Genomic DNA, 13,816 nt, shown 5'->3' with positions numbered 1-13,816 from the left:
ATCTCGTTGAAACAAAAAGCCCCATCAGCAGATGGGGCTTTTTTTATGTCTGGATATAACATTGATATTTAAATAAAAACAACGAGATTTCGTTATTATTTACCCTGCCGTTTATGGCAGTGTTGTTCCTGAATTCGGGTCAAAGAGCCTTCCGCTAACGCATCTTTATAATGCTTACGGCAAACAGACACATAACGTTCATTGCCACCAATCACGACCTGCTCCCCCTCATTGAAAGGACGCCCGGACTGATCGAGACGTAATACCTGGCTCGCCTTACGACCGCAGAAACAAATAGTCTTTAATTCAACCAGCTTATCTGACCATGCCAGCAAATATTGGCTGCCGCTAAAAAGCTCACCACGGAAATCGGTTCTTAAGCCATAGCACAGCACCGGAATATCCAGCTCATCAACAACCTCTGATAATTCATAGACCTGCTGACGGGTCAGGAACTGACTCTCATCGACAAGAACGCAGTGTATCGTCTCCTGGCAGTGTTCTTCTTTAATCTCGGTATACAGCGAGGAGTGCTGGTTAAAGAGCTTAGCAGGGGACGACAGGCCTATTCTCGAGCTCACCTTGCCCGAACCATAGCGGTTATCAATTTCAGCCGTATATACCATCACCCGCATCCCGCGTTCCTGGTAATTGTAGGAAGACTGTAACAGCGCAGTCGACTTACCGGCGTTCATTGCTGAATAGTAAAAATAAAGTTGTGCCATTGGCTGCGTAACCCCAATCAAAGTGTTTTATCACGGCGCGAAGTGTACCATATTCCGTAAAGATAACAGTGGTAATGCGCTGCGGTTTCATTGCTAAAGCCGGTCCCTGCCCCATAGATGATTCAGCACCGCTAATCACTAATAACACTTCCTGACCCAGGGTTATCCTTTGTCTGTTTTATCAAAAAATGACGTAAACACGAGAATCTGCGCCATTTGTCCGGTGATTTACCTAAGTGATGATTTAGATCCTAATATCTCAGGAAACCTCAAGGATAAGTCATTTCTCTAATACTTAAGGCTGATATTTATCCAGAGAACGCATAATTCCATAGGCTTTGTGTGCGGAAAAATCATACTTTCCGTGGGTTTTCACCCCCTGGTATCCAGCCAGTAATAAAGGCTTATGTTGTGAGCCACCCCGGAAATTTAACTTCTACAAATTATAAATGAAGGTAAATAACACGTAATTTTGTATTACTTACATTGTTCCCTATTGCACATCCGAAAATATCGCTCTATTATTACTTCAACAAACCACCCCACAATATAAGTTTGAGATTACTACAATGAGCGAAGCACTTAAAATTCTGAACAACATCCGTACTCTTCGTGCGCAGGCAAGAGAATGTACCCTTGAAACGCTGGAAGAAATGCTGGAGAAATTAGAAGTTGTTGTGAATGAGCGCCGTGAAGAAGAAAGCGCTGCAGCAGCTGAAGTTGAAGAACGTACCCGTAAGCTGCAGCAATATCGCGAAATGCTGATTGCTGACGGTATCGATCCGAACGAACTGCTGAACAGCATGGCTGCCGCTAAAACCGGTACTAAAGCAAAGCGTGCTGCTCGCCCGGCTAAATATAGCTACGTTGACGAAAACGGCGAAACCAAAACCTGGACTGGTCAGGGTCGTACGCCAGCTGTCATCAAAAAAGCAATGGATGAGAAAGGCAAATCCCTCGACGATTTCCTGATCAAAGACTAATCCATTACGTCTTCAGAAATCCCGCTTCGGCGGGATTTTTTTTGCCTGTAGTATCGGATTTTCCTGTTTTTCAGGTAATAAAAAACCGGGGATAACCCCGGTTTAAAGTCAGCTCAGTAGCGGATTAAGCAATCGCTTTTTTCAGCCATGCTTTGAAATCTTCGCCCAGGGAATTATGGCGAATACCATATTCAACAAAGGCCTGCATGTAACCGAGCTTATTACCACAGTCGTGGCTTTTACCTTTCATGTGATAGGCTTCGACGGTTTCTTTATCGATCAGCATATCAATAGCATCGGTTAACTGAATTTCATCACCCGCTCCCGGAGGCGTTTTCGCCAGCAGCGGCCAGATGTCCGCGCCCAGCACATAACGTCCCACCACGGCGAGGTTAGACGGCGCTACGTCAGCTTTCGGCTTCTCAACGACGCCAACCATCGGAACGCTTTCGCCCGGTGCCAGCGGCTGGCCTTTGCAGTCAACCACACCATAGGCGGTGACGTCGGCAACTGGTTCAACCATGATCTGGCTGGCGCCGGTTTCATCAAAGCGCTTAATCATATCGGCCAGGTTATCGCGTGACAGATCGGATTCATACTCATCCAGAATCACGTCCGGCAGAATGACCGCAACTGGCTCATCGCCCACGACAGGATGCGCACACAGTACTGCGTGGCCCAGACCTTTTGCCAGACCCTGACGCACCTGCATAATAGTCACGTGAGGCGGACAGATAGACTGCACCTCTTCCAGCAGCTGACGTTTAACACGCTTCTCCAGCATCGCTTCAAGTTCAAAGCTGGTATCGAAATGGTTTTCGATGGAGTTTTTAGAAGAGTGCGTTACCAGTACAATTTCAGTAATGCCGGCTGCAATACATTCATTAACGACATATTGAATTAACGGTTTATCCACCAGCGGCAACATTTCCTTCGGAATCGCCTTGGTGGCGGGCAACATCCGGGTACCTAATCCCGCTACCGGGATAACGGCCTTTCTGACTTTAGAATTTTGGGCAGCCATTGAAATCTCCTGAACTGTTCAAACTTTGAACGTGCTCGTTATTAATAACGCGTTGAGTATATCAGTACCATCACATATGCCAGGTCTGAAAAGGACGCGCCAGCCTTGAATTAGGATTTATACGCATAACCGCACGGATAGTATCACTGCGTAAGATTTAGGGGTAAGGCTATTACGTGCTTACGCACCGATTGCTCACTCAGCAGACAACATTAACCGTAAACGCCCCCCGGCCCCCCAAATTTGGCACTGCCAGGAAACACAACGTTGGCTAATTTGATTAAGGTAAGTATTACCTAAAGTCCCCAGAGGGACACCATTACTGATTTGTATTTGGTGCTCCCCGGTATTGAGAGTGCCATTGAGCCCCGCCGATACCAGAATCAGGTTTTTTAGTCCACTGTGGTAATAACCCACCAGCAGAGGGAACTGGCCGGGTAAATTGGCCTGGCGTAGTAATTGATTGACCTGCTTCAATAAGTTGCCCATTTCCGGCAAGCGCTGACGCTGGTGCGAAAGCTGCTCCTGCAGCAAGCCATTAAATAGTGCACGTAATAACAACGCCGCCAGCACACCGTTATCACCTGCCCGGGTGACATCAAGGCAATAAAATGCCAGGTCATGCTCTGAAAGCGGTGCGATGTCCAGAACCAACCCCGGCTTATCGGCGGAAACCAGCTGGCGATAGTTAATACGACATTTTGATATTTCCTGCTGCACCGGTGGCTGCAGTTCCTGCAGCAGTTTCGCCGCCGCACTGGGATTGCTGACCAGCGCATCCCAGTCTTCGAATAAGCGTTCTTCTTCCTCAACGCGGGAATTAAACATGTTGGGATAGAGGCAGGCAAACACCGTCTCACGTAGCCGGTCGAAGTCTCTGACGGGTTTTAGCAGAACATCCTGAACGCCCAGGCGCAGCGCGCGGGCAATATCAGCCATATTTTCGGTCGCCGAAATCACCAGAATCGGCAGCGTGTTGCCTTCGTTACGCAACTGCTCTACCAGTTCCAGACCGTTCATACGCGGCATCGCGATATCACAGATCATCAGGTCAGGTTTGAGGCTTGTTAGTTTTGCAACGGCCTCGAGGCCATCTTCTGCCTGGGCGGTTGTCGCACCCAGAGATGAAAGCCATGATTCCAGTAGAGTCCGGAAAACAGGTTCGTCTTCGACTATCAGAATCAGTTTTCCCGCCAATGGCTGCGTCATGATATCTCCCCTGGCTGACGATAGTTAAATAGTGGCATGCTATCCGCGGTATCGCCTGTCAGAATTTGCTGAAGTAATCTAAAAGGTTTAAACGTCCGTACGAACCAGTGGTAACAGTTCATCCATCTTTTTCTCAACGGCCAGCTCGCCTGCCGCAATAGCGGAGGAGGCGCGATGGAAGTCGAGCGTGGATATTTGCGGACAATAAGGCTGTAGCAGAATATCCGGCGGGTCACCCGCCATTCGGTTTCGCTTCAGCCGGTTTTCCAGCACCTGGATTGAGGTGGTCATGATCTCCATTGCCGTCGGCGTAGGAGCCGTTCGCTGCGAGGTCATCCGCCCCATACGTGCGCGGAAGCGCTCTCGCCAGGACTGGGGTTCATTTTCTTCTTCTGCCGCCGAGGGGGCGCTAACTGAGAGTAAATCCTGCTGCATCAGATGGGCGTCATGCTGGAGGTCAACGGCAATCACGATATCGGCACCCAGAGCACGAGTCAGTGATACCGGTACCGGGTTTACTACACCGCCATCGACCAGCCAGTAGCCGTTATGCATCACGGGGGACATTAAACCAGGAATACTGCAGGAGGCACGAACGGCGGTGTGAAGGTCACCTTCGGTGAACCACAGTTCGCGACCGGTGCTCAGATTCGTCGCGACGGCGGCAAAACGGCGCTGACAGCTATCGATATCGTCAACGGGCATCACTTTACGGTACTGCGAGAAGACGCGCTCTCCGCGGAGCAAACCACCGCGCCGCCAGGAGAGATCCATGAGACGCAGTACGTCCCAATAGCTGAAGGAACACACCCACTCTTCCAGTTCGGAAGTCCGGTTACACGCGTACGCAGCACCAACCAGCGAACCGATGGAGCATCCCGCTACGATGTCGGGCTCAATCCCCATTTTCTGCAGAGCCTTAATCACGCCGATATGCGACCACCCTCGTGCCGCACCGGATCCTAACGCCAGACCAATTTTAACCTTTCTCATGCGTACAGATGGACATCCTCTCGTCTCGGGACGTAGCAACATCGCCACGGCTCAGTTAACATAGTGCCACTTTGCGCAACCGCGCGTTTTTATCGAGTTCCGGGGAGGCAACTTTGTCACAACTATGCCCTTGTGGCAGCGCTCAGGAGTATAGCTTATGTTGCCAGCGATATCTGTCTGGTGCTCAGCTTGCGCCGGAGCCGTCACAACTTATGCGCTCACGATACTGCGCTTTTGTGATGAAAGATGCAGATTATCTCGTCAAAACCTGGCATCCCTCCTGCCGTACCGAAACATTAAGAAACGAAATCGCCAGCGGTTTTGCCGGCACCGAATGGCTGGGGCTGACCGTTTTCGCCGAGGAAGCGGGTCGCCACCCCGGGGAAGGTTATGTCAGCTTCGTGGCACGTTTTCGCGACGATAACCATTCCGGAGCCATCATCGAGCGTTCAAGATTCTTAAATGAAAACGGCCAGTGGTATTATATTGATGGTACACGCCCGTTAATCGGCCGAAATGACCCCTGTCCTTGTGGCTCGGGTAAAAAATTTAAAAAGTGCTGCGGCTAATCAAGGCTGCCGCCGTCAGAAACAGCAAACAACACCAACAGGATTTGCCCTGCAATGCATTCATTACAACGTAAAGTACTACGCACTATTTGCCCGGATCAAAAAGGCCTTATCGCACGTATTACCAACATTTGTTACAAGCACGAGCTGAACATCGTGCAGAACAACGAATTTGTCGATCATCGCACCGGGCGCTTCTTTATGCGTACCGAACTCGAAGGTATCTTTAATGATGCCACCCTGCTTGCGGATCTCGACGGCGCCCTGCCGGAAGGCTCAGTGCGCGAGCTGACGCCTGCCGGTCGTCGTCGCGTGGTTATTCTGGTCACCAAAGAAGCACACTGCCTGGGCGACCTGCTAATGAAGGCCAACTACGGCGGTCTGGACGTTGAGATTGCGGCGGTGATTGGCAACCACGATACCCTGCGCTCGCTGGTTGAGCGCTTTGATATTCCGTTTGAACTGGTGAGCCACGAAGGTCTGACCCGCGATGCACACGATCAATTGATGGCCGATGCTATTGCTGCCCACCAGCCGGATTACGTGGTGCTGGCGAAATACATGCGCGTCCTGACGCCGGAATTTGTCGCCCGCTTCCCGAACAAGATTATCAACATCCATCACTCATTCTTGCCGGCCTTCATTGGTGCACGCCCGTACCACCAGGCCTACGAACGTGGAGTGAAGATTATCGGTGCCACCGCGCACTACGTGAACGATAACCTGGATGAAGGTCCAATCATCATGCAGGATGTTATTCACGTCGATCATACCTACACCGCCGACGATATGATGCGTGCCGGACGTGACGTTGAAAAGAACGTCCTCAGCCGTGCGCTCTACCAGGTTCTGGCGCAGCGCGTGTTTGTTTACGGCAATCGAACGATCATTCTTTAATCTTCTGCGAAATGAATTGATTAGCTTTAACGCGTTACGCATAAAAAGCGCGCAATCAACTCATTTTCACTCACGGAATGCTTTACAGCGGCGCGTCATTTGATATGATGCGCCCCGCTTCCCGAGAAGGAAGCAGGCCAGTACCAAATAGCATTACCCCGTGGTGGGGTTCCCGAGCGGCCAAAGGGAGCAGACTGTAAATCTGCCGTCATCGACTTCGAAGGTTCGAATCCTTCCCCCACCACCATCTCTAAGCATCATCTCTACAATATGAATACCCCTGGTGGGGTTCCCGAGCGGCCAAAGGGAGCAGACTGTAAATCTGCCGTCATCGACTTCGAAGGTTCGAATCCTTCCCCCACCACCATCTTCTCCTGGTAGTACCTCACTCAATAAAAACGACCTTCTTGCCCGATGCGCTACGCTTATCGTGCCTACAAAGATAAAAAATCAAAAATCAGCGCCAACTGTAGGCCGGATAAGGCGAAGCCGCATCCGGCAAAAAAAAACCCCGCAGCGCGGGGTTTATGTTTCGGTCGACAATTCGCGGCTAGCGACGTGCACGAACCACCTGGTATTTACGCGTCAGGTATTCCACCGGCACGCTCCAGATATGCACCAGGCGAGAGAACGGGAACAGAATGAAAAGCGTCATCCCGAGCACCAGGTGCAGGCGGAAGATAAACGCTACGCCGTCGAGATGCTCAGAGGCACCGCCGCGGAAGGTCACCACCGACTGTGCCCATCCCACCAGCTTCATCATCTCACTGCCATCCATATGCTGAGCCGAGAACGGAATGGTCAGCAGACCCAGCGCGCACTGCACCATCAGCAGCGACAGAATCAGGATATCCGCCGTTGTGGTGGTCGCGCGAACGCGGGGGCTGAACAGACGACGTTTCAGCAGCAGCAGGCCACCGACCAGCGTCAACACGCCGCAGGCGCCACCGGCAATCATTGCCATCTTCTGCTTCACTTCAATCGGCAGCCACGCTTCGTACATCCAGTGCGGCGTCAGCATGCCAAGGAAGTGACCGGCAAAAATACCTAAAATCCCGATATGGAACAGGTTGGACGCCAGGTTCATCCCTTTGCGATCCAGCATCTGGCTGGAAGCCGCGCGCCAGGTATACTGACCATAGTCATAGCGCAGCCAACTGCCAACCAGGAACACCGTCCCGGCGATATACGGGAAAATATCGAAGAAGAACATATTCAGGAAGTGCATTATTGCTGTCCTCCGTTAGAGATATCTAAATATTGCGGGGCAACGGCTCCGGCAAAACGACGCTGGTGAGCTGAAATTTCAGACTCGCCGCAACCCTGGTCAGCAAAGAACTTCACCTGCTCCTCTTCCCAGACCGCATCCAGCGCCTGAGGAGTATCATCGCGGGCTTCATCAGCAATCTTTTCCGCAACTTTCTCGCTGTCGACCGCCGTGTTGGCAAGTTTAAGCAGAGGTTCGAACAGCACCGCATAGCGGCTTTCACGCTGCTGTAAACGTGCGTGGAGCAGTGCCAGAATCGGCGCAATATCAACAAGACCGCCGATGGCTTCGCTTTCCGGCAGCTGAGCCAGATATTCCAGATACAGCGGCAGATGGTCCGGCAGTTCACGGCTGTCGAGTTCAAGACCGTGCTGCTCGTACTGTGCCATCAGATCCACCATCGCCTGGCCACGGTCGCGCGATTCACCATGAACGTGTTCAAACAGCAGCAGAGAAGTAGCCCGTCCGCGATCGAACAATTCGCTATAGGCAGCCTGCGCATCGAGCGGGTCCTGTGAGATAAGATCACGCAGGAAAACGCCCAACTGCTGGGCATCTCCTTTATCCAGTTTTTCAGACGACGCGAGTGCTTCGAAGAGCTCCTGCTGATGCTGCCACAGGGCAGCATCCGGGTACTCGAGCAGACGCGATACAATGACGAGTTCAATCATTGATGCGGCTCCGTTTTGCGGGTCACATCGACAGCATCGATGCGGCGGCTGTTGAACAGGTTGAACTTGGTGTCAGAGCCATGGCAACCGTCGCCAAAGCTGAAACCACAACCGTTTTTCTCCGGGAAGGCGTCAGCGGCCAGCTCGCGATGGCTGCTCGGCACCACGAAACGATCTTCATAGTTGGCGATTGCCAGGTAGCGGTACATCTCCTGCGCCTGCGCTTCGCTCAGACCCACCTCTTCCAGTGCACGGGTATCAATAACACCGTCGACGGTTTCGGCACGTTTGAAGTGACGCATCGCCAGCATACGCTTCAGCGCACGCAGTACCGGCGCGGTGTCCCCTGCGGTCAGCAGGTTTGCCAGGTACTGAACCGGGATACGCAGGCTGTCGACGTCCGGCAGAATACCGTTGCTGCCAATCTCGCCCGCATCGGCGGCCGACTGAATCGGCGACAGCGGCGGCACGTACCAGACCATCGGCAGCGTACGGTATTCCGGGTGCAGCGGCAGCGCCAGCTTCCAGTCCATCGCCATTTTGTAAACCGGCGACTGCTGGGCAGCATCAATCACGCTCTGCGGTACGCCATCTTTCAGCGCCTGTTCAATCACTTTCGGATCGTTCGGATCGAGGAACACATCGAGCTGACGCTGATACAGATCTTTCTCGTTCTCGGTGCTGGCAGCCGTTTCAATCGCATCTGCGTCGTACAGCAGCACGCCAAGGTAGCGAATACGGCCCACGCAGGTTTCGGAGCAAACGGTCGGCATCCCGGCTTCAATACGCGGGTAGCAGAACACGCATTTTTCCGACTTACCGCTCTTCCAGTTGAAGTAGATTTTCTTGTACGGGCAACCGGTGATGCACATGCGCCAGCCGCGGCACTTGTCCTGGTCGATCAGCACAATGCCGTCTTCTTCACGCTTATAGATGGCACCGCTCGGGCAGGTTGCTACACATGCCGGGTTCAGGCAGTGTTCGCACAGACGCGGCAGATACATCATGAAGGTGTTTTCGAACTGGCCGTACATCGCCTTCTGCATGTTTTCGAAGTTTTTGTCTTTCGACAGCTTCTCAAACTCACCGCCGAGATCGTCTTCCCAGTTAGGGCCAGCGGTGATTTTATCCATGCGCTGACCGGTGATCAGCGAGCGCGGACGAGCGATCGGCTGATGTTTACTTTCCGGTGCGTTGTGCAGGTTCTGGTAATCGAAATCAAACGGCTCGTAGTAGTCTTCAATCCCCGGCAGATGCGGGTTAGCAAAGATTTTACCCAGCAGCATCGCGCGGTTACCCATGCGCGGCTGCAGCTTGCCGTTGATTTTACGGATCCAGCCGCCCTTCCATTTCTCCTGGTTTTCCCAGTCGGTCGGGAAGCCGGTACCCGGCTTGGTTTCCACGTTGTTGAACCAGGCGTATTCGGTGCCTTCGCGGCTGGTCCAGACGTTTTTACAGGTGACTGAACAGGTATGACAGCCGATGCATTTATCGAGATTCAGCACCATGCCGACTTGTGAACGAATTTTCATTTTACGCTCTCCTGTACCTGGTCATTACCTTCGCCGTCTAACCAGTCAATGTTCTTCATTTTACGAACCACAACGAACTCATCGCGGTTAGAGCCGACGGTGCCGTAGTAGTTAAAGCCGTACGCCAGCTGCGCGTAGCCGCCGATCATATGGGTCGGTTTCGGTGTGATACGGGTAACCGAGTTATGAATCCCCCCGCGCTGGCCGGTAATTTCCGATCCTGGCAGGTTCACAATGCGTTCCTGCGCGTGGTACATCATGGTCATACCGGCCGGAACACGCTGGCTCACCACAGCACGTGCGGTCAGAGCACCGTTACTGTTGAACACTTCGATCCAGTCGTTATCGGCGATACCCAGATCTTTCGCATCCGCTTCACTCATCCAGACGATCGGGCCGCCGCGACCCAGGGTCAGCATCAGCAGGTTATCGCTGTAGGTGGAGTGGATACCCCATTTCTGGTGCGGCGTCAGGAAGTTCAACGCCTTCTCCGGGTTACCGTTGGAGCTCTGCCCCATCACCGCTTTCACCGAGCGGGTATCGACCGGCGGACGGTAGACCAGCAGGCTTTCACCAAAATCACGCATCCACTGGTGATCCTGATACAGCTGCTGACGGCCTGACAGGGTACGCCATGGGATCAGCTCGTGAACGTTGGTATAACCGGCGTTATAAGAGACGTGTTCATCTTCAAGGCCGGACCAGGTCGGGCTGGAGATAATCTTGCGCGGCTGCGCCTGAATATCGCGGAAGCGGATCTTCTCGTCTTCTTTATTCAGCGCCAGGTGCGTATGGTCGCGTCCGGTAAATTCACTCAGCGCCGCCCAGGCTTTTACGGCTACCTGGCCGTTGGTCTCCGGCGCCAGGGTGAGGATCATTTCTGCCGCATCAATTGCCGTATTGAGCATCGGCTGGCCTTTCGCCGGGCCGTCTGCTTTGGTGTAATTGAGCTTACGCAGCAGATCCATCTCGCTCTGGGTATTCCAGGCGATCCCTTTACCCCCGTTGCCGATTTTCTCCATCAGCGGGCCGATAGAAGTAAAGCGTTCGTAGGTTGCCGGGTAATCACGCTCGACGGTCATAATGTGCGGCGCGGTTTTGCCTGGGATCAGGTCGCATTCGCCTTTTTTCCAGTCTTTAACATCCAGCGGCTGCGCCAGTTCGGCGGCGGAGTCGTGCTGGATTGGCAGCGTCACCACGTCGGTTTCTTTGCCCAGGTGACCCACGCAGACTTCAGAGAATTTCTTCGCGATGCCTTTGTAGATTTCCCAGTCGCTTTTCGATTCCCACGCCGGGTCAACGGCGGCTGACAGCGGATGAATAAACGGATGCATATCCGAAGTATTCATGTCGTCTTTTTCATACCAGGTTGCCGTCGGCAGCACGATGTCGGAGTACAGGCAGGTGCTCGACAGACGGAAGTCCAGTGTCACCACCAGATCCAGCTTGCCGTCGAGACCGTTATCACGCCATTCGACTTCTTCCGGCTTCACACCGCCCTGCTTACCCAGATCCAGCCCCTGAATGCCGTGCTCGGTACCCAGCAGGTACTTCAGCATGTATTCATGGCCTTTACCGGAGGAGCCCAGCAGGTTAGAACGCCAGATGAACAGGTTGCGCGGATGGTTTTTGCCATTTTCCGGTTTTTCCGCCGCGAAGCACATGGAGCCTTCTTTCAGCGACTTCACGGTGTAATCCACTGCCGACATGCCGGCTTTTTCCGCATCTGCGGCAATACGCAGCGGGTTAGTGCCCAGCTGCGGTGCAGACGGCAACCAGCCCATGCGCTCTGCACGCACGTTAAAGTCAATCATGTGGCCGGTGTAGCGGGATTTATCCGCCATCGGCGACAGCAGTTCCTGCGCGGTAACCGTTTCATAACGCCACTGGCTGGAGTGGTTATAGAAGTAGGAGGTGCTGTTCATATGACGCGCCGGACGCTGCCAGTCGAGAGCAAACGCCAGCGGCTGCCAGCCGGTCTGCGGACGCAGTTTTTCCTGGCCCACGTAGTGCGCCCAGCCACCGCCGCTTTGACCCACACAGCCACAGAAGATCAGCATATTGATAAGACCGCGATAGTTCATATCGAGGTGGTACCAGTGGTTCAGACCCGCACCGACGATAATCATCGAACGACCATGGGTCTTATCGGCGTTGTCAGCAAACTCGCGGGCGGTACGGATAATCTGCGCGCGGGATACGCCGGTAATTTTCTCTGCCCACGCCGGGGTGTACGCTTTCACGTCGTCGTAGCTGGTTGCGCAGTTGTCATCACCCAGACCACGATCCAGACCGTAGTTGGCCATGGTCAGGTCGTAAACGGTGGTGACCAGCGCCGTGCTGCCATCCGCGAGCTGCAGGCGTTTCACCGGCAGTTTGTGCAGCAGGATGTTTTCCAGCTCCACTTTGTTGAAGTGTTCGGTGCCGTCGCCGCCGAAATACGGGAAACCAACTTCGGCGATTTCGTCGTGGCTGCCCACCAGGCTCAGGCTCAGCTGAACTTCATCACCGGTTGTGCCGTCACGCTGTTCAAGGTTCCATTTACCTTTATCGCCCCAGCGGAAACCGATGGAGCCGTTCGGCGCCGTCATCTCACCGTTTTCATTGATAGCAACGGTTTTCCACTCCGGATTCTTCTCCTGACCCAGCGCATCCACCAGATCGGCGGCGCGCAGCATACGGCCTGCGGCATAGTAACCATCACGTTCTTCGAGCATGACCAGCATCGGCATGTCGGTATAACGACGCACGTAGTCGGTGAAGTACTGGCTCGGGTTATCGAGGTGGAATTCGCGCAGCATGACGTGGCCCATCGCCATCGCCATCGCGGCATCGGTCCCCTGCTTCGGTGCCAGCCACAGGTCGCAGAGCTTAGCGATTTCTGCGTAGTCCGGGGTAATGGCAACGGTTTTCGTCCCTTTATAGCGAACTTCGGTAAAGAAATGCGCATCCGGGGTACGGGTCTGCGGTACGTTGGAGCCCCAGGCGATGATATAGCTCGAGTTGTACCAGTCGGCAGATTCCGGAACATCGGTCTGCTCACCCCAGGTCTGCGGAGACGCCGGCGGCAGGTCGCAGTACCAGTCGTAGAAGCTCAGGCAGGTACCACCAATCAGCGACAGATAACGGGCGCCAGAAGCGTAAGAAACCATCGACATTGCCGGGATCGGCGAGAAGCCGGCCACGCGATCCGGGCCGTAGGTTTTGACGGTGTAAACGTTGGAAGCGGCAATCAGTTCGTTAACTTCCTGCCAGGAAGAGCGTACAAAGCCGCCGCGACCGCGAGCCTGCTTGAAGCTTTTGGCTTTGTCGGCGTCTTCGATGATGGATGCCCAGGCATCAACCGGATCGCTGTGCTGTACTTTCGCTTCACGCCACATTTTCATCAGGCGTTTGCGCATCAGCGGGTATTTAAGGCGGTTAGCGCTGTAGAGGTACCAGGAATAGCTTGCGCCACGCGGGCAGCCGCGCGGTTCGTGGTTCGGCATATCCGGGCGAGTACGCGGATAGTCGGTCTGCTGCATTTCCCAGGTCACCAGACCATTTTTAACGAAAATTTTCCAGCTGCATGAACCCGTACAGTTGACGCCGTGGGTGGAACGCACCACTTTGTCATGCTGCCAACGCTGACGGTAGCCGTCTTCCCAGTCCCTGTTGGTATTGAGAAGCTGGCCGTGCCCATCGGCAAAGGTTTCACCCTTCTGCTTGAAGTAGCGAAACCGGTCCAGGAATTTACTCATGGGTTTCTCCTGTTGGGAGCCTGTTGGCTCTCTGATAAATCGACATTGCCTAAGTTGCAGCGAAAGTAACCTCCTGAAAGATGGAGGGAATTGATAACGATCAAGGCGCCCCGCGTTAACATTTCACCCAAAAACACCACATACCACCAAAGTATTATGAAATTCAATTTTGTAACTATCTGTTTTTTATCAATTAAATGGTGTGT

The 13,816-nt window shown here is 53.5% G+C and carries 11 protein-coding genes and 2 tRNA genes; 5 read left to right on the top strand and 8 right to left on the bottom strand.

Annotated features, from left to right (window positions below; translation table 11 throughout):
* Positions 1-95: 95 nt before the first annotated feature.
* Positions 96-725 carry a thymidine kinase gene (gene tdk / locus GYRE_RS17795; protein ID WP_006820228.1) on the bottom strand — a complete coding sequence of 210 codons (630 nt, stop codon included), beginning with the start codon at positions 723-725 and terminating at the stop codon, positions 96-98.
* A gap of 569 nt (positions 726-1,294) precedes the next feature.
* On the opposite strand from tdk, the gene hns reads away from it, so the two are divergent.
* Positions 1,295-1,708, top strand: a complete 414-nt coding sequence (hns, locus tag GYRE_RS17790; RefSeq protein ID WP_006820230.1) for a histone-like nucleoid-structuring protein H-NS — start codon at positions 1,295-1,297, stop codon at positions 1,706-1,708.
* A 124-nt stretch (positions 1,709-1,832) separates the two neighbouring features.
* Here hns and galU read toward each other — a convergent pair whose 3' ends face one another.
* The 3 genes from galU to rssA form a co-directional block, all read right to left on the bottom strand.
* The gene (gene galU / locus GYRE_RS17785) at positions 1,833-2,732 is read right to left on the bottom strand and encodes a UTP--glucose-1-phosphate uridylyltransferase GalU (RefSeq protein WP_038257047.1); all 900 of its coding nucleotides are present in this window, start codon (positions 2,730-2,732) and stop codon (positions 1,833-1,835) included.
* Between the two features lie 195 nt (positions 2,733-2,927).
* Positions 2,928-3,941, bottom strand: coding sequence for a two-component system response regulator RssB (rssB, locus tag GYRE_RS17780; protein ID WP_006820232.1), 1,014 nt, complete (start codon positions 3,939-3,941; stop codon positions 2,928-2,930).
* Between the two features lie 87 nt (positions 3,942-4,028).
* Complete coding sequence (rssA, locus tag GYRE_RS17775; RefSeq protein WP_006820233.1) at positions 4,029-4,934, bottom strand: patatin-like phospholipase RssA; 906 nt, start codon at positions 4,932-4,934, stop codon at positions 4,029-4,031.
* A gap of 113 nt (positions 4,935-5,047) precedes the next feature.
* On the opposite strand from rssA, the gene GYRE_RS17770 reads away from it, so the two are divergent.
* The 4 genes from GYRE_RS17770 to GYRE_RS17755 all read left to right on the top strand — a co-directional run bounded on the left by GYRE_RS17770 (position 5,048) and on the right by GYRE_RS17755 (position 6,767).
* Positions 5,048-5,503, top strand: a complete 456-nt coding sequence (locus GYRE_RS17770) for a YchJ family protein (RefSeq protein WP_038257044.1) — start codon at positions 5,048-5,050, stop codon at positions 5,501-5,503.
* 54 nt (positions 5,504-5,557) lie between these two features.
* Positions 5,558-6,400 carry a formyltetrahydrofolate deformylase gene (purU, locus tag GYRE_RS17765; RefSeq protein ID WP_006820235.1) on the top strand — a complete coding sequence of 281 codons (843 nt, stop codon included), beginning with the start codon at positions 5,558-5,560 and terminating at the stop codon, positions 6,398-6,400.
* 162 nt (positions 6,401-6,562) lie between these two features.
* Positions 6,563-6,647, top strand: a tRNA-Tyr gene (locus tag GYRE_RS17760).
* A 35-nt stretch (positions 6,648-6,682) separates the two neighbouring features.
* Positions 6,683-6,767 (top strand) — tRNA-Tyr (locus GYRE_RS17755).
* Between the two features lie 183 nt (positions 6,768-6,950).
* Here the strand turns inward: GYRE_RS17755 and narI are convergent.
* The 4 genes from narI to GYRE_RS17735 are packed head-to-tail and all read right to left on the bottom strand — an operon-like array spanning position 6,951 to position 13,610.
* On the bottom strand, positions 6,951-7,628 hold the full coding sequence (gene narI, locus GYRE_RS17750; RefSeq protein WP_006820237.1) for a respiratory nitrate reductase subunit gamma: 678 nt from the start codon (positions 7,626-7,628) through the stop codon (positions 6,951-6,953).
* Positions 7,628-8,338, bottom strand: coding sequence for a nitrate reductase molybdenum cofactor assembly chaperone (gene narJ / locus GYRE_RS17745; protein ID WP_006820238.1), 711 nt, complete (start codon positions 8,336-8,338; stop codon positions 7,628-7,630). The genes narI and narJ overlap by 1 nt, the downstream gene beginning before the upstream one ends.
* The gene (narH, locus tag GYRE_RS17740) at positions 8,335-9,870 is read right to left on the bottom strand and encodes a nitrate reductase subunit beta (RefSeq protein WP_006820239.1); all 1,536 of its coding nucleotides are present in this window, start codon (positions 9,868-9,870) and stop codon (positions 8,335-8,337) included. The genes narJ and narH overlap by 4 nt, the downstream gene beginning before the upstream one ends.
* Positions 9,867-13,610 carry a nitrate reductase subunit alpha gene (locus GYRE_RS17735; RefSeq protein ID WP_038257041.1) on the bottom strand — a complete coding sequence of 1,248 codons (3,744 nt, stop codon included), beginning with the start codon at positions 13,608-13,610 and terminating at the stop codon, positions 9,867-9,869. The genes narH and GYRE_RS17735 overlap by 4 nt, the downstream gene beginning before the upstream one ends.
* Between the last annotated feature and the right edge of the window lie 206 nt (positions 13,611-13,816).

This window comes from Yokenella regensburgei ATCC 49455, assembly GCF_000735455.1.
Taxonomy (GTDB): domain Bacteria; phylum Pseudomonadota; class Gammaproteobacteria; order Enterobacterales; family Enterobacteriaceae; genus Yokenella; species Yokenella regensburgei.
Note: the sequence above shows the minus strand (reverse complement) of the source record. Positions and strands in the feature narration are given on the sequence as shown.